We start from the raw sequence: 16,853 nt of genomic DNA on the forward strand, positions 1-16,853 counted from the left end.
CCGACCGGTCGAAGAATCGGGGCGGTCGGTCTGTTGCCGAATTGTTGCAACGAAGGCTTGAAAGCCCGCCGCCTTTCTTTTAAGGAAGCGCATTCGCGCACGCGTTCCGGGCCTGTGGGGCATGCCCGGCCGTGCAGATGCCGCTTTGCTTCCCCGTTGAGGTAAGGCGGTTATGTCCAGCGTATTTCAGGAGTAATGAAATGCCCAAAATGAAGACCAAGTCGTCGGTCAAAAAGCGGTTCAAAATCACCGCTACCGGCAAGGTGCTCTCCGGTCCGTGCGGTAAGCGTCACGGCATGATCAAGCGTTCCCAGAAGATGAAGCGTTCCGCTCGCGGCACGCAGGTTCTTCAGCCGCAGGACGGCCGTACGGTTAAGCAGTGGGCCCCCTACGGGCTGTAAGGAGCATCTAAGATATGGCACGTGTTAAACGCGGTGTAACCACACTCGCACGCCACAAAAAAGTTCTGGAACTGTCCAAGGGTTACCGCGGCCGGTCTTCCACCAACTACCGTATTGCTCTGGAACGCGTTGAAAAGGCGCTTCAGTACGCATATCGTGACCGCCGTAACAAAAAGCGCGAATTCCGTGCCCTGTGGATTCAGCGTATCAACGCTGCGGTGCGTGAACATGGCCTGACGTACAGCCGCTTCATTAACGGTCTGGCCAAGGCAGGGATCGAGATTGACCGCAAGGTTCTGGCCGCCATCGCATTTGATGACGCAGCAACCTTTGCCGAAATCGTCAAGAAAGCACAGGCCGCTCTGGCAGCCTGATTGCTGGTCCTGACAGACCCGGTATGCAGGAAGGCCGTCCATTACCGGGCGGCCTTTTTGTTATCTGGCGAATGGTTTTTGGGCCAAAGGGCTTTTCTCCCACGGCGGGAGATTGTATCCGCCCGGTAGCATTTTCTCCTCAGCGCGGGGTTCCATGAGCGACGATCTAGAAACTCTTCGGCAGGATGTCCTGTCGGAACTGGCTGGTGCCACAGACCTGCGGGCATGGGATGCCGTGCGCGTTGGCACTCTTGGTAAATCTGGTCGCCTGACCGGCCTGCTCAAAGCGTTGGGAAAAATGCAACCCGATGAGCGCAAGGCGCGGGGTGTGGCCCTGAACCGCCTGCGTGATGAGCTGACACAGGCAGTGGAAGCCCGTGGGCGTGAGCTGGAAGCCGCCGCCCTTCAGGCCCGCCTGATTGCAGAAAAGCTGGATGTAACCGTGCCGCCACCGGCGGAGGCCGCAGGCTACATTCACCCGATCAGCCGCACGATTGAGGAAATGACGGCCATTTTTGGCGTCATGGGTTTTCAGGTTGCCGAAGGGCCGGATATTGAGACCGACTGGCACAATTTTTCGGCGCTGAACACGCCGGATCATCACCCCGCCAGAACTGACCACGATACGTTTTACCTGCCGCCTTCTCCGGGGCTGGACGTAACCCGCGTGCTGCGGACCCAGACCTCCGGCGTGCAGATCCGCACCATGCTGGGGCAAAAGCCGCCCATCCGTATTATTGCGCCGGGCCGCACCTACCGTGCGGACCATGATGCCACGCATTCCCCCATGTTCCATCAGTGCGAAGGTCTGGTTGTGGGCAAGGGGATTACTCTTGGGCATCTCAAAGGCTGCCTGATCGAGTTCCTGCGCGCATTCTTTGGCAAGCCCTCCCTGCCGGTCCGCTTCCGCTCATCCTACTTCCCGTTTACCGAACCGTCTTTGGAAGTGGATATTGGCTGGTCACGCAAAACGGGTGAAATCGGGGCAGGGGAAGACTGGCTGGAAGTGCTTGGCGCAGGCATGGTTCATGCCCGTGTGCTGGCCAACTGTGGGCTGGACCCGCGCGAATGGCAGGGCTTTGCCTTTGGTATGGGGGTTGAACGTCTGGCAATGCTGAAAAACGGCATTCCCGACCTGCGTTCGTTCTACGAAAGCGATATTCGCTGGCTGCGACACTACGGGGCAGACCCGCTCGCACCTGCACTGCTGCACGAAGGGGTGTGAGACAATGAAATTCACGCTGTCATGGCTGTATGACCATCTGGAAACGCAGGCAACGCTGGCCGAAATCTGCGCAGCGCTCAACCAGATCGGGCTGGAAGTGGAAAGTGTGGAGAACAAGGGGGCAGCCCTTGAGCCTTTCCTGACTGCACGTATTCTGGACGCCCAGCCCCACCCCAATGCGGACCGCCTGCAGGTTTGCCGGGTGGATGCCGGCCCCGGTTTTTCGGACGTACAGGTGGTGTGTGGCGCCCCTAACGCTCGTAAGGATCTGGCTGTTATTTTTGCACCTCCGGGCGCTTACGTTCCGGGGCTGGACATTACCATTAAGGCAGGCAAGGTCCGTGGCGAACTGAGCGGCGGTATGCTCTGCTCCCTGCGTGAGCTTGGACTGGGAGCGGAAACCAGCGGTATTGCTGAACTACCAGCCGATACGCTGCCCGGCCAGTCCTATGCTGATTATGCCGGGCTGGATGATGTGGTCATTGATATTGCCATAACGCCCAACCGGGGGGATGCGCTGGGGGTGCGTGGCATTGCGCGTGATCTGGCTGCAGCTGGTCTGGGTACGCTGCGTCCGTGGCTGGCCGAGACGGTGGAAGGCACATTTCCGTCCCCCGTGGAGTGGGCCATTACGTACCCGGAAGCGTGCCCGTGGGTGCTGGGGCGGACCATCCGTGGGGTCAAAAATGGCCCTAGCCCGGAATGGCTGCGTAACCGGCTGGAGAGCATTGGCCTGCGTTCCATTTCCACGCTGGTCGATATTACCAACTATTTCTGTTTTGACCTCGGTCGCCCACTGCATGTGTTTGATGCCGGTAAGATTGCTGGTTCCAAACTGACCATCTGCCGCGGTGAGGGCGAAACTTTCCGCACGCTGGATGGGCAGGATTGCACCGTTACATCGGATGATTGCGTTATTGCGGACCAGAACGGTGTGCAGTCACTCGCCGGGATTATGGGGGGAGAGGCCACGGGGGCAACCGAGGCCACGACCGACGTGTTCGTGGAATGCGCCCTGTTTGACCCCGTGTGCATTGCGCTGAGCAGCCGTAGGCTCGGCCTGTCGTCTGATTCCAGCTACCGGTTTGAGCGCGGCGTGGATCAGGCCCTGCCTGTGGCGGCACTTGAGGCTGCAACCCGTATGATTGTTGAACTGTGCGGTGGGGAGGCCAGCGAGGTTGTCTCGGCTGGGCAGCAGCCTGCATGGCAGCGCACGGCAACGTTGCGTTTTGACCGGGTGCGGGATCTGGGCGGCCTGGATGTGCCAGCGGATGAGAGTGTGGCTCTGCTTGAAAAGCTGGGTTTTGAGGTGCAGGAACGCACCAGCACACAGGTGGATGTGGGTGTGCCGTCATGGCGTAACGATGTGGCGCAGGCTCCCGTTCTGTCTCAGGGTCAGGATCTACCCGCCAATGTGGCTGCTCAGGCGGCCGAAGGCGTGGCAAAAATTGAGGCAGAAAGTGACTTGGTGGAAGAAGTGCTCCGCCTGAAGGGGCTGGACGCGGTTCCCGCTGTGCCCCTGCCTGCGCTCAGCGTGGTGCCCGGTGCGTCTCTGACACCAGTTCAGACCCGTTTTGCACTGGCGCGCCGGGTGCTGGCGGCACGTGGGCTGACGGAGACTGTCGGCTTCTCCTTTGTTTCGCACGATGAGGCCATGAATTTTGGCAGTGCGCCGGAAAGCCTGCGTCTGCTCAACCCCATTGCCTCCGATCTGGATCAGATGCGGCCAACGCCGCTGGTCAATCTGGTTGCAGCCGTGCGGCACAATAGTGCGCGCGGGTGGGGGGATATCGGGCTGTTTGAAATTGGTCCGGCCTTTGCGGAAAATGCGCAGCAGACTCTCGCGGCTGGTGTGCGCTCTGGTTACACCCCACGTTACCCCGGCGCAGCCAGTAACCCGGTTTCGTTGTGGGCGGCTAAGGCCGATGCGCAGGAACTCCTGCGGCAGTTTGGGGTCAACCCGGATGCCATAACAACAACGGCTGATGCGCCTGCATGGTATCACCCCGGTCGTTCCGGCGTGCTGCGGCAGGGGCCCAAGAACGTTCTGGCGTATTTTGGCGAGTTGCACCCCTCTGTGCTTCAGGCAACGGGTATTGATGTGCCTGTTGTGGCGTTTGAAGTGTTTGTGGAAGCCGTGCCGCAGCCCAAAAAGAAAAAGCGGAACGCGCCAACCCTCTCCGCCTTCCAGCCTGTGCGGCGTGACTTTGCGTTTGTCATTGCGCAGGATATTCCGGTGGAAAGCGTACTGCGTGCCGTGCGTGGGGCAGACCGCCAGCTTGTGGTCGATGTGAGCCTGTTTGATATCTATACAGGCCAGCATGTGGCGGAAGGCACGCGGTCGGTTGGGGTGGAAGTAACCCTGCAACCTACGGATAAGAGCCTGACGGATGCCGAACTTGAGGCGGTGTCCGAGCGTATTGTTGCGGCTGTCAGCAAGGCAACCGGAGCCGTTCTGCGATAAAGGCAGCGGCAGCAGAAGGAGCAGATCATGGCACATTACACCCCCGTCCGCGTGAGCCGTTGGGTCAAAGCCGGTTTTGCCGTTCTGCTGCTGTGCGGCAGCTTGGCGCTGCCGCGTGCAGGGCAGGCGGAGGAGGAAATTACAGGGGCAGGTTCCAGCTTTGCGGCTCCTCTGTATCAGGCATGGTCTGCTGCGGCCTCATCCACCATTGGAGTGCAGGTTAATTACCAGACCATTGGCTCTGGAGCGGGGCAGAACCAGATTCTGGCGGGCACGGTGGATTTTGGGGCATCTGACGCTCCCATGCCTCATGCAAAGCTGGAAGCTGGCAAGCTTGTGCAGGTGCCAACTGCTATTGGTGGCATTGTTGTTACGGCCAATGTGCCCGGTGTTGCGGATGGTGCCCTGCGCCTGAGCGGCCCGGTGCTGGCGGATATTTACGCCGGTTCCATTACGCAGTGGAACGACCCGCGGATTGCGGCGCCGAACCCCGGCCTGTCCCTGCCAGATCAGGCGATTGCGCCTCTGCACCGGGCAGATGGGTCGGGCACAACGTATGTTTTTACAGACTACCTTGCTCATGTCTCGCCCGAGTGGAAGCAGAATGTGGGTAAAGGCACATCTGTTGCGTGGCCAGCAGGGGCTGGTGCGCGGGGGAATGATGGCATTGCCGCCTATGTGCAAAATACCGCAGGCAGCATTGGTTATCTGGAATATGCCTATGCAGCGCGTAACCACCTTGCACTTGTGCAGATGCAAAACCACGATGGAGCGTTTGTAACAGCGTCCGCCAGCAGTTTTGCCCATGCCGCAGAGGCCGCACAGTGGGATGATGCAGACTTGACCGCATCTCTAAGTGATGTGGGAGGGGCGGAGAGCTGGCCTATTATCACCACAACCTATGTGTTGTTCCCAGCAACCGCCACGCCCGATAATCAGGGCGACCAAGTGCGGCGTTTTTTCCGCTGGGGGCTGGTAGAAGGCAACGTGGTTACCCAGCAACTGGATTATGTCCCGCTGCCTGACCTTATCAAGGCGCGGGTGCTCAAGCGGTTTGGAGCGGAATAGGCTGCCATTCAGGCGTTATCCCGCGCTCATTCCAGACTTGTCCTATATTTCATCCACAGATTCTGTGGATAAACCGCCTGCCGCGGCTGTTAGTGTAACCAGACCTGAGAAAACAGAAGCTGGTTGACCTCGGTATAAAAAAAATTCTGCACGCGGGAAGATGTCAGGACCACGTTGTTTTTTTCAATGGCGGGGGCAACTGCGGCCTGTTCCATAATCAGCCTGTTGGCTTCCAGCCAGAGCTGGTTGCGCTGTTGTGTGGTCAGGCTGACATCCGTTTTGGCACGGTCCATGACCGACTGGGTGTGCGCATCGCAGAACCCGGGGATGTTGATGGAACTGTCTGAATGAGGATGAAAATTTTCACACCCGAACAGAGCATCCAGAAAGTTGGATGGAGACGGGTAATCAGCCGACCAGCTTGTTAGGGCAATCTGCACGTGGTTGTCCGTATTCTGGATGTAGGCCAGATGCAGGCTGCTGCTAAGCGGGCGTAACACGGCCTGATAACCGAGGGATTGCAGCATGTCCCGCACCCATGCACCCATGGCCATTTCCGCACTGGTGCTGGCAACAACCAGTGTGATCTTTTGCCCTGCGGTTCCACTTTCGCGCACCAGTTGGCGGGCGGCCTGCATGTCTGGCCCGGCCCATTGTTGTGCGGGGTCCGCAGGTGTGGCGCCCCGTGTGTAGGCACATTTCTGCCCCTCAACATCCAGAGCGGAAGGGATAAGCCCGCATAACGGGCGGGCAATGCCCGGTCCACCGTACAGAATAACCAGCGCCTTGCGGTTGAGCGCATAATTAACGGCTTGCCGTACCCTTATGTCTGTAAAGGGGGCTTCATGCATGTTCATGGGAAGAAAATAGAGGGAAGGGTGACGCATGACGTGCGTCTGCCCGGCAAAGCGGCTCCCCAGTTCGCCTAGCCGGTCAAGGGGAATGGCATCTGCCATCCAGTCATACTGCCCGTTTTCCACGGCCGTTACGGCGGCCTCTTCGGGGACACCAAATGTGTACTCTATCCGGTCCGGGTAACCTGCTGGCTGGGCATCTGCACTCCAGACGCGGAAAGCAGGATTGCGGGTAAGAGTAAGAAAATTGTTAGGATCATAGGCTTCCAGCCGGTAGGGGCCGGTGCCGGGCAAGGGGGTATTGCCCGTGTCGTGGTCGGGGGCGCTGGCAGGCAAGATAACGGCGTGGGTAAAAGCCAGCTTTTGCAGGAACTCCGCATCAGGCCGAGCAAGGTGAAAGGTGATGCGCCTGCTGGCGGGGTCAGCCTCAATGCCCTTTTCAAGCGTGCAGTGTGCGGGGGTGCGCAGGCAGGCATCCGCACCGGCAATGGCGCCATAAAAGGACCCTGCTGTGGGTGCGCCAATACGAAAAAGCCGCTGGAAGGAGGCCACAACATCCGCTGTGGTAACGGGCTGGCCGTTTGAGAAGTAAATGTTGGGCCGCAGGGTGAATGTATAGGTCAACCCGCCGTCCTGTGGCGTGGGCAGGGCTTCGGCCAGATCGGGAACAACATCCTTGCCTGCCGGGCCTGTGGTTTTACGGAACGTGGTCAGCCCGTCATACACATTGGCAAAGAGGTTAATATACTGTCCCGTGTAGTTGATCTGGGGGTCCAGAGTGCCGCCAGAGGCTGCGGCAACCAGCCGCAGCGTGCCGCCGCCATGTTCGGGGTAGGGTAGGGCGGGTAACGTTTCCGTGTGCGGCGCGCACCATGCGGGCGGCACGGTGCAGGCCAGAAACCCCATGGCCAGAAAAAGGAAGGAACGTTCTTTAATGGCTCTCATTCTGGCCCAGCGTCTGGGCTGGCTGGTCTGGCAGGGGTTGCCCAGTCATAAGGGCGGCAAAGCCGGAATACATGGAGCACAGGACAATAATGCCAACCATGATGGCCCCGGCAATAACGGCAATACGGACAACTTTTTCCGTTTTGTCTTTATCGGTCATACTGAACAGCCCCGCCGTTGCTGTTAGCGGGTTTCTGATAAGTGTTCAGTGACTTCTGGTAATGGAAGGAATCCTGTGGTGTTGCAGGTGGCCTGTACCAGTCGGGCGCTCCCTGCCCAAGGTGGCGATGCGGGTGGTAATAATGCGCATGCGGGTCTTCCGCACAGGCTGACAGTCCTGTGGCCAGCAACACAAGCATGGCAAGCTGAAATCGGGAGCACATGGTTTTCTTCATGGCATCGACCATACTCCTAATTTTTTGACGCGAAAAGTGTTGTCCGCAGGAGTTCGCAGTCACGCTTTGCGGTTACCGCCGGGTGTGCAAAAACCGCCACTTATGCGTTATGTGCATCTGTCCGCCCCGCGCGTGCGGGTGTGGCATGGTTGCGTATGGCCTGTTAAAAGCGGAGCCAGAGAGATGAGTCTGCCCTTTCCTTGCCTTATCATTATGTTAGCAAGGACAGAATCAGACAGGTTTTGGAATAAAGGGGCATAGGTATGGCGGTAACAGGGCTGGCTGCGATACTGCTTGTTATTGCGCTCCTTCTGGTGGTGGTGAGCGCGGTGCAGCCAATTGCCCGCAAGCTTGAGCTGTCGGAAACAGTTCTGCTGGCTATTGTGGGCATTATTATTGGTTCGCTGGCGGACTTTGCCTTACGCACGTCCTATGCCTCGGCCCTGAGTGGCATAGCCGAAACCCTGCTTGATTTTCCTATCAGTAGTGAGTCGTTCCTGCTGATCTTTCTGCCTGTTCTGGTTTTTCAGGGCGCTCTGGCCATAGATGTGCGTCGGCTGGCGCATGAGGCGGCAACGGTGCTGCTTCTGGCTGTGGTTGCGGTGGCGCTGTCCACCGCCCTTATCGGTTTTGCCCTTATGCCCTTTGCCGGCATGCCGCTGGTAGTCTGCCTGTTGCTGGGGTCCATTGTGGCTACCACGGACCCGTCCGCCGTGGCCGGGATCTTCCGCGATATTGGAGCCTCCACCCGGCTGACCCGGCTGGTGGAAGGCGAGGCGCTGCTTAATGACGCGGCGGCCATTTCCATTTTTTCCATTCTGCTGCCTTCCGTAACGTTGCACCGTGCCATTCATCCGGGGGAGGCGGTGGTCTCGTTTGTTGTCTCCTTCGCAGGTGCGCTTGTGGTGGGGGTGCTGTTCGGGCGGCTTACGCTGGCTATGATGTCGGCCATTGGCAGTTCCGCGGCTGAAATTACGCTCAGCGTGGCGCTGCCCTATGTGGTGTATATTATTTCCGACGAGTTTCTGGGGGTGTCTGGCGTGGTGGCAACCGCTGCTGCGGGGCTGACGCTCTCTGTTTACGGGCCGTCCACCGTGCGACCACAGACATGGCTGTTTCTTAACCAGTTATGGCAGCAGTTGGTGTTCTGGGCCGGGTCTTTGGTGTTTGTGCTGGCCTCCATGCTTGTGCCGCATCTGCTGGTCGGCATGACCCGCTGGGACTGGGTTCTTATTCTGATTGCAAGCGTTGCGGGCCTTACCGCACGCGCCGCTGTGGTGTTTGGGATGTTGCCATTGCTGGCGTGGTCTCGTCTTTCCCCTCCCGTGCCAACGCCGTTCAAGGTGACCATGGTGTGGGGTGGGCTGCGTGGGGCCATTACACTGGCGTTGGCGCTGGCTGTGACCGAAAACGAACATGTGGCAACGCCGATAGCCCATTTTATCGGTATTATCGCCACCGGCTTTGTTCTGATTACCCTGCTGGTCAATGGCACGACCCTGCGCTCTCTTGTCCTGTTTCTAAAGCTCGACCAGCTTTCATCCATCGATGAGGCCATGCGGCACCAGGTGCTGGGCATTGGTTTGGGTAATGTGCGCGAGCGGGCGGAGGAACTGGGCGGAGAACTGGGGTTCAGCGCGGATGCCACGCGCCCGGTACTGGAGCAGATCGAGCGCCGGTCGGAGGAGGAGCAGGCCGCCAATGTGTTCGATCAGGCACTGTCCGACACCCAGCGCGTCAACCTTGCGCTGATCACCATAGCCAGTCAGGAGCGGTCTTTGCTGCTGGACCTGTTCCGTATGCAAGGGTTGTCCCGCCGGGTGATGGAAACGCTGCTTCGTTCTTCGGAAGCGGCCATTGATGGTGCACGTCTGGAAGGGCGGCTGGGTTATGTGCGGGCGCTCCGGCGCAGGCTTAGCCCGTCATTCCGTTTTAATCTGGCGCAATGGGTGCACAACCATATGCGGTGGGACCGGCCGTTGATGCTGTGCATGGCCGAACGGTTTGAAATGCTGATGGTGGCGCATTTCATTTCCATTTCGTTGACCCGGTTTATGCGTGAACGGCTTGAACCCACCTTGGGGAGCCGTATTGGCGAGATCGTGGCCGAGGTGCTCTCCCGCCAGCGCAAATTGCTGGATGAGGCGCTGGAAACCCTGCGTCTGCATTATCATGGCTACGCTGAGGCTCTGGAAAACCGCATCTTCCGCCAGATTGCCCTGCGGTTGGAAGGGGAGGAGTATGACACCCTCCTTTCCGAATCTCTGATCAGTGATGAGCTGAACCGTGAGCTGCTCAAGGAGCTTGAGCGCCGTAGGCATCGCCTGAACAAACGGTTGAGTTTTGACCTGCGGAGCGGGATTGAAGACCGGATTAAAAATGCAGCCGTGTTTAAGGGGTTGCCGGGTGCGGAACTGCATGACCTTGCGACCACAACTTCCCTAAGGTTTGTGGCCCCGCAGGAAATGCTCTGCCGCAAAGGGCAAAAGATGCGTTACGTCTATTTCATCAGCGCGGGTCTGGTGGAGGCGCACGTAGCTGGCGTGGATGAGCTGTACGGTGCTGGGGACCTGCTGGGGGCGCAGGAAGCGCTGCATCGCTGGCGGTGCGTGGGCAATGTAAGGGCTGTGCAGTTTGGGCACTTCATGGCTATTAAGGCATCACGCTTCCGGCGTCTGGTGGATGACTACCCGGTGGTGATGCAGAATATCGAAACTATTTTGCGTAAGCGTGAAGCTGGTGAACGCCCAACCTCGCTCCTGCCTAAGCAGAAGATAGCCGCTATGGATGAGGATGGTCTGGCCGCAAGAGCGTTGCTTGCGCCGGGGACTGATGTGCTGGCCCTGATGCCGCCAGATGAGCGGGACGAGGGTACTACGCCATCGGATAAATAAAGGCGGCAGGCGCGGACTAAACGCTGCGCCTGCGCCACGGTGGTCTTGTTACAGGCTGCCGGGTGGTGTGTTGTTGCTCTGGCGCAGGGCCAAACCGAACTGTACCCAACCAATGCCGCTTGCAATCAGCTCAACCGCAATGAATGTGCCAATCAGCCACAGGCCGGACCACGGCAGGCTGAGGTACAGGCAGGCGCCAACAACAAGGCTGATCAGCCCGCTGCCCAGAATAATGCCCCAACCCGGCATACCACGGTACTGAAGCGCCATGACCGAGCGTAAAACACCAACCACAATAAAACAGACCGAAGCAAAGACCGTAATGGCCACCGAGCCAGAGACAGGTTCCTTGATCAGCAGCGCGCCAGCAATAATATAAAGCCCGGCACAGAGCAGGGAGAACAAGAAGCCTCCCCAGTCCTTGACCGCAAGGGCGTGCACGCCCTGCATGATTCCGGCAAAAATAAGCAGGCCACCAATAAACATGGTGCTGGCGAGTGTGACGGACACGGCATCAATACAGGCGATAAAGCCGAGTATGACCAGTGCAATGCCCAGTCCGACGAAAAGGGCCCATTTGTGTGCAAATGGCATGGAAGGCATCCTTGCATGTCAGAGGATAGATAGGGTGTTGTGATAGTATGTTGTTCTGAGTTGATAAAAGCAAAAACAGCCTGACGCACAGGGAATAATGCGTGGCTTTTGTTGACAGGTCGGTGACGTTCTCGTAAATCCTGCGACCATTGCCGGGAATGTGGACAGACCGGCCAGCGCCTTTTTGCTGGTAATGCGGTATGCGCCCGCTCCGATCCGTGGTGGACGGAGACTACCGGTGTAATGACGGGCTGTTTCTCCCAGCCCGCCTGTTGAGAGATGAAGAGCGCACTATGAGCAAGCGCCTTGAGAGCAAGTACAAAATTAACCGCCGCCTTGGCGTAAACCTGTGGGGCCGTGCAAAGTCCCCCGTTAACCGTCGTGAATACGGTCCGGGTCAGCATGGTCAGCGCCGCAAGGGCAAGCCTTCCGACTTCTCCGTCCAGCTGATGGCCAAGCAGAAGCTCAAAGGCTACTACGGCAACATCACGGAAAAGCAGTTCCGCCGCTACTATCAGGAAGCCGTGCGTCGTAAGGGCGATACGTCTGAAAACCTGATCAACCTGCTGGAACGTCGTCTGGATGCGGTCATCTACCGCATGAAATTCGCGATCACGCCGTTTGCTGCACGTCAGTTCATCAGCCATGGCCACATTCTGGTCAACGGCCGCAAGCTGAACATCCCGTCCTACATCGTTAAAGATGGTGACGTGATCGAAGTGCGCGAAAAGTCCAAGCAGCTCGCCATCGTTCTGGATGCAACTCAGTCCGCTGAGCGTGACGTGCCGGAATACATGGAAGTTGATCACCGCCAGATGAAGGGCACGTTCCTGCGTGGCCCGCAGCTTTCCGATGTGCCGTATCCGGTGCAGATGGAACCGAACCTGGTGGTCGAATTCTACTCCCGTTAATCGGGAACTCCGGTTCGACCTGTGGACGCCGGGTGGAGGGTTTTCTCTCCATCCGGCGTTTGCCGTTTTTATTCATGCCAGAAGCCCCGGAACTGATTTATGTCTGATACCGCCAATCCTGAACTGGGTAAGGAAATTGTCCGCCGTCGTACGTTTGCGATCATCTCGCACCCCGACGCCGGTAAAACCACACTGACCGAGCGTATTCTGCGCGCTGGTGGTGCCATTCAGCTGGCGGGGAACGTGCGGGCCAAGGGCGAACGCCGCCGCACACGTTCGGACTGGATGGCCATTGAGCGTGACCGCGGTATTTCCGTTGTCAGTTCGGTCATGACGTTCGAATATGGTGGGTGCGTATTCAACCTGCTGGACACGCCGGGCCATGAAGACTTCTCGGAAGATACGTACCGCACCCTGACAGCAGTTGACTCGGCCGTTATGGTGATTGACGCCGCCAAGGGGATAGAAGACCGGACACGCAAGCTGTTCGAAATCTGCCGCCTGCGCGATATTCCCATTGTAACCTTCATCAACAAGATGGACCGCGAGGCGCAGGACCCCTTTGCTCTGCTGGACGAAATTGCATCCTCCCTTGCGCTGGATACATGCCCGGCTACGTGGCCGGTTGGTCGTGCGGCAACTTTTGTGGGCACGTATGACCTGCTGAACGGTAAGCTCAATACCCTGACCCCACTGGCCGAGGATGATGCACGCCTGACGCAGATGCGTGAGGAGCTTGAGTTGGCCGAGGCCGCCTTGCCGGAATTTGACCGCGAGGCTTTTGACGCCGGGCATCTAACCCCCGTGTTTTTCGGGAGTGCGATCAAGGAAATTGGCGTGACCGACCTGTTGGACGCGCTTGTGGCCTTTGGCCCGTCCCCCCGTGCGCAGGCGGCAGAAAATCGTACGGTCACGGCGGATGAGCCGGGTATGACGGCTCTGGTGTTCAAAATTCAGGCCAACATGGACCCCAACCACCGAGACCGCATTGCTTTTGCGCGCATATGCTCCGGTCGTTTAACGCGGGGCATGCGGCTCAAACACACCCGCACAGGCAAAAGCTTTGCCGTGCACACGCCCCAGTTCTTTTTTGCGCAGGACCGCCATCTGGCGGAAGAAGCTTTTGCAGGTGATGTGGTCGGTATTCCCAACCACGGCACCTTGCGTATTGGGGATACACTGACAGAGGGCGAGGATATTCGCTTTACCGGCGTGCCCCACTTTGCACCGGAAATTCTGCGTCGTGTGCGCTTGGATGACGCCATGAAGGCCAAAAAGCTCAAGCAGGCTCTGGTGCAGCTGGCGGAGGAGGGCGTTGTGCAGCTCTTTCGTCCGCAGGATGGCGCGCCACCCATTGTGGGCGTGGTGGGCACACTCCAGCTGGACGTTTTGCAGGCACGCCTGCGCGTGGAATACAGCGTTGGCATCGGCTTTGATTCCACACCGTTCTCGCTTGCGCGGTGGATAACCGGTCCGCGGGATAAAATTGAGGCATTTGCCGCCTCCAACCGCTCCGCCATGGCGGATGATCTGGATGATGACCCGGTTTTTCTGGCAACATCCAACTTTATGATGCGGCGAACGGAAGAACAGAATCCAGACATCAAGTTCCACGACATCAAACAGATCGGGATTGAAATCGGCTAGGAGGCTGTTTCAGTAACCGACCGCACGTGGTTTTGAGGTGCAGCGGAGCGCCATCCGCTTTGGTTTTTTGGTAAGGAGCAGACGCACGGGTGTTTTTGCGGCAACTCAGTTATCTGATCGCATTGGACCAGCACCGGCACTTCTCACGCGCGGCGCAGGCATGTGGTGTGTCTCAGCCTGCTCTTTCTTCTGCTATCCGGCAGTTGGAAAACGAGCTGGGTATTACCATCATCAACCGGAACCGGCGGTTTTTTGGGCTGACGGAGGAAGGGCAGCGCGTTCTTATATGGGCGCGGAAGACTCTGGCAGATCTGGATAGTCTGCGGCAGGAAGCTGCGTTTGCGCAGGATATTGCCGGTGGTTCCATCTCCATAGGCGTCATGCCGCAGGGGGTGCCGGTTGTGCCAGTGCTGCTGGAGCATTTTCGGAACGCCGTGCCCGCCTTGCAGGTGGATGTTACTGTTTACCCTAATGCAGAAATTCTGCATCAACTCAGGGAACATCGCATTCAGCTTGGGCTTATGTATCTGGATCAGGTTCCCAAGGGAGGGCCGTTTCAGGTCCAGCGTCTTTATGCCGAACGTTATGTGCTGATCGCGTCCGCATCCATTCCTCTGCCAGCCAAACTGGTTTGTGGGTGGGAGGATGCGGCAGACCTGCCTCTGGGGCTGCTTAGCCGGAATATGCACAGCAGGCAGGTTGTGGATGCCTGTTTTGCACAGGCCGGTGTAACGCCACGGGTCATGCTGGAAACCAATGTGCTCGAATTGCTGCACGCGGAAATTCTGAGCGGCAAGGTTGCCGGGATCATGCCTGTTTCCGCCTTGCCGGAGCGTGTGGGGTTTATGGCGGCTTTACAGGTACGCAGGCTGGACCCGTCTCCCACGCCAGAAGTGGGGTTGCTCCGCCTGAACCAAGCCAATTCCACGGCGTTGCAGGCAAGGCTGTGGCATGTTTCTACTAGTCTGCAACTGGATGATATTTATACCGTTTAGCGTATTGGGCCTCTGATATAAGTTTTGTTTATGATCTGATCAGAACAAACGCTTGGACTTATGGTGCCTATCTGAACATCGTGCCGTTTTTTCCGGTTGGCAGAGCAAGACGCACCATGAGCAAAATGGACCCCAACCCCGGTATGCCAGAAGTTCATCGGTGGGGGAGTGTGCCGCTGTCGGCTCTGTGGCGTGCGTTTACGGCCCATCAGGCTGGTAAGCTCAAATGGCTTATCGCTCCCTCTTGGGGGGATGTGGCGTTTGCTGTGCGTTCGGCGCTAGCAGCGGGGCTTTCCCTCGTTATCGCCATGGCCATGGAGTTGGACAGCCCCCAGTGGGCGCCGCTTACGGTGTGGGTGGTTGCGCAGTCCTCCCGCGGGGAGAGCCTGTCCAAGGCGCGCTGGCGTATTGCTGGCACAGTTTTGGGCTGTTGTGTGGCCGTGGCGCTTATTGCCGCTTTACCGCAAAGCCCTGCTCTGTTTTTTGGTGTTCTCGCTGGCTGGATTGGCCTGTGTTGCGGCATGGCTACGTTTTTGGAGGGGTACAAGGCCTACGGGCTGGTGCTAACCGGGTTTACCTCCGCCATTGTAGCAACCGGCGCCATTATGCAGCCGGATCAGGTGTTTGATATCGCCATGGCGCGCGGCACCTATATTGTGCTGGGTGTGGTGTGCGAAGCCCTGCTGGCTTTGCTGTTTATGCCCGGTTTGCAGGCCCGCGCCCGAGCACGGCTTAAGGCTCGGCTGGATGATGCGCAGATGCTGGTGCGTAAACGGGTGGCTTGTCTGGTGGAAGGGCACCCAACAACCGATCTGGATCAAAGCCCGTTACTGACAGAGCTGACAAACGCAGGCAGCCGGATAGAATACGATGCGCTGGAAGCCGGTGGTTATGGCCACATGGCTGACCACGCCCGTGCCGCTTTGGCCGGGTTGCTGGTTATGCTTGCGCGGGCAGAGGGGCTGGCAACCCTCAATTTGCTCCCGGCCAGTAAGGTACCCCCATCCATCCGCAAGGATGAACGGGCCATCAACCTGCATATTGATGCGTGTCTGACGCATAGACGAGGGGACCATTTCCGTTTTCGTATCCGTTCACGCAGGCATACGCTGGAAGCGGTTGAAAACGGGGTGCGGGCCTGTGCGGGTATTCTGGTCGGCTGGTTGCTGTGGGAGGTCACGGCATGGCCTGCCGGGCCAACCTTTATGTCACTTCTGGCGCTTGTTTATGGCCTGCTGGCAACGCGGGAAAACCCTGTTGTGGCTTCGGCTCCGTTTTTTCGGGGGGCGGTGTGGTGTGTTCTGGTGGCCGGGGTGTATGTGGCCTTGGTGCTGCCAGCCCTTAACACGCCCGAACTGCTAGTGCTGCTGCTGATGGTGCCTATGGTCATAGGCGGGCTTGCGGCCAGAAACCCGGCAACGGCGGGTTATGCTTTTTCCTTCAACATGTTTCTACCTGTGTTGATGGGGCCAGATAATCAGGGACGATATGATGAGGTTTCGTTCCTGAACACGGCGATGGCATTTTTGGGCGCTGTGCTGGTGGCTGGTTGGACATACCGGACTGTTCTGCCCTTTCGGCTGGATTCCCATATGCTGCGCACGGCACGCTGGACCAGCAGGCAGTTGCAGGAGCTGGCCTCCCTTAACAGCCGCGTATCCGTTTATCAGTGGTTGTCGGGAAATGCGGATAGTCTGGTGCGTATTGTGCGTAACGCACAGGGTATTCCTGCCGAGCAGCGTAACGCGTTTGCCCGCCAGCAGTTTTCCGGCATGGTGAGCGGTATGCACGTCATTCTGCTGCGGGAGCTGGCGGATGCGCCCACAACACCACATGCCGTGCAACAGGCGCTCCGTGCTTTTTTGCGGCATTGGGAGCATGATGATGGTGCGGTGGTGACCCAGCAGGCGGCGGTTACAGCACGCTGGCTGAGCAGGCAGATTGAGCGTATGCCGCCGGAACAGCAGGAAATATTTGACCACGCACTGGTCAGCCTCAGGCTTCTGGCCTGCGCACAGCCTGTGGACCTGCCATAAAAAAGGGGATGCCGGAAGCATCCCCTAACAGACCCATTCCGCCGCCGGGC

General features: G+C 58.4%; 14 protein-coding genes. 10 read left to right on the plus strand and 4 right to left on the minus strand.

What is annotated here, in order from left to right; genetic code table 11:
* Positions 1–200: 200 nt before the first annotated feature.
* The 5 genes from rpmI to pstS all read left to right on the plus strand — a co-directional run bounded on the left by rpmI (position 201) and on the right by pstS (position 5,532).
* On the plus strand, positions 201–401 hold the full coding sequence (rpmI, locus tag AGA_RS06915) for a 50S ribosomal protein L35 (protein WP_059023609.1): 201 nt from the start codon (positions 201–203) through the stop codon (positions 399–401).
* Between the two features lie 14 nt (positions 402–415).
* Positions 416–775 carry a 50S ribosomal protein L20 gene (gene rplT / locus AGA_RS06920; RefSeq protein WP_025824929.1) on the plus strand — a complete coding sequence of 120 codons (360 nt, stop codon included), beginning with the start codon at positions 416–418 and terminating at the stop codon, positions 773–775.
* 154 nt (positions 776–929) lie between these two features.
* A complete protein-coding gene (gene pheS / locus AGA_RS06925; RefSeq protein WP_059023610.1) occupies positions 930–2,000 on the plus strand; it encodes a phenylalanine--tRNA ligase subunit alpha in 1,071 nt (356 codons plus the stop codon).
* A 4-nt stretch (positions 2,001–2,004) separates the two neighbouring features.
* A complete protein-coding gene (gene pheT / locus AGA_RS06930; protein WP_059023611.1) occupies positions 2,005–4,464 on the plus strand; it encodes a phenylalanine--tRNA ligase subunit beta in 2,460 nt (819 codons plus the stop codon).
* Positions 4,465–4,491: 27 nt separating this feature from the next.
* Positions 4,492–5,532 (plus strand): phosphate ABC transporter substrate-binding protein PstS, encoded by a 1,041-nt coding sequence (gene pstS, locus AGA_RS06935; protein ID WP_083503574.1) that lies wholly within the window; start codon positions 4,492–4,494, stop codon positions 5,530–5,532.
* 89 nt (positions 5,533–5,621) lie between these two features.
* On the opposite strand, the gene AGA_RS06940 is transcribed toward pstS, so the two are convergent.
* The 3 genes from AGA_RS06940 to AGA_RS06945 are packed head-to-tail and all read right to left on the minus strand — an operon-like array spanning position 5,622 to position 7,726.
* On the minus strand, positions 5,622–7,331 hold the full coding sequence (locus AGA_RS06940) for an ABC transporter substrate-binding protein (RefSeq protein ID WP_059023612.1): 1,710 nt from the start codon (positions 7,329–7,331) through the stop codon (positions 5,622–5,624).
* The gene (locus AGA_RS13715; protein ID WP_157065319.1) at positions 7,318–7,491 is read right to left on the minus strand and encodes a hypothetical protein; all 174 of its coding nucleotides are present in this window, start codon (positions 7,489–7,491) and stop codon (positions 7,318–7,320) included. Before AGA_RS13715 ends, AGA_RS06940 begins: the two co-directional genes overlap by 14 nt.
* Complete coding sequence (locus AGA_RS06945; protein ID WP_157065320.1) at positions 7,481–7,726, minus strand: hypothetical protein; 246 nt, start codon at positions 7,724–7,726, stop codon at positions 7,481–7,483. The genes AGA_RS13715 and AGA_RS06945 overlap by 11 nt, the downstream gene beginning before the upstream one ends.
* Before the next feature lie 263 nt (positions 7,727–7,989).
* Here AGA_RS06945 and AGA_RS06950 point away from each other — a divergent pair, with 263 nt between their 5' ends.
* Positions 7,990–10,620 carry a cation:proton antiporter gene (locus AGA_RS06950; protein WP_059023614.1) on the plus strand — a complete coding sequence of 877 codons (2,631 nt, stop codon included), beginning with the start codon at positions 7,990–7,992 and terminating at the stop codon, positions 10,618–10,620.
* 48 nt (positions 10,621–10,668) lie between these two features.
* On the opposite strand, the gene AGA_RS06955 is transcribed toward AGA_RS06950, so the two are convergent.
* On the minus strand, positions 10,669–11,214 hold the full coding sequence (locus tag AGA_RS06955; RefSeq protein ID WP_059023615.1) for an HdeD family acid-resistance protein: 546 nt from the start codon (positions 11,212–11,214) through the stop codon (positions 10,669–10,671).
* Positions 11,215–11,507: 293 nt separating this feature from the next.
* On the opposite strand from AGA_RS06955, the gene rpsD reads away from it, so the two are divergent.
* The 4 genes from rpsD (at position 11,508) to AGA_RS06975 (ending at position 16,803) form a co-directional block, all read left to right on the plus strand.
* Complete coding sequence (gene rpsD / locus AGA_RS06960) at positions 11,508–12,125, plus strand: 30S ribosomal protein S4 (protein ID WP_025824941.1); 618 nt, start codon at positions 11,508–11,510, stop codon at positions 12,123–12,125.
* A gap of 99 nt (positions 12,126–12,224) precedes the next feature.
* The gene (locus AGA_RS06965) at positions 12,225–13,772 is read left to right on the plus strand and encodes a peptide chain release factor 3 (protein WP_059023616.1); all 1,548 of its coding nucleotides are present in this window, start codon (positions 12,225–12,227) and stop codon (positions 13,770–13,772) included.
* Positions 13,773–13,861: 89 nt separating this feature from the next.
* Positions 13,862–14,767, plus strand: coding sequence for a LysR family transcriptional regulator (locus AGA_RS06970; protein ID WP_059023617.1), 906 nt, complete (start codon positions 13,862–13,864; stop codon positions 14,765–14,767).
* Between the two features lie 116 nt (positions 14,768–14,883).
* On the plus strand, positions 14,884–16,803 hold the full coding sequence (locus AGA_RS06975; RefSeq protein WP_059023618.1) for an FUSC family protein: 1,920 nt from the start codon (positions 14,884–14,886) through the stop codon (positions 16,801–16,803).
* Positions 16,804–16,853 lie beyond the last annotated feature (50 nt).

This window comes from Acetobacter ghanensis, from assembly GCF_001499675.1.
GTDB lineage: Bacteria > Pseudomonadota > Alphaproteobacteria > Acetobacterales > Acetobacteraceae > Acetobacter > Acetobacter ghanensis.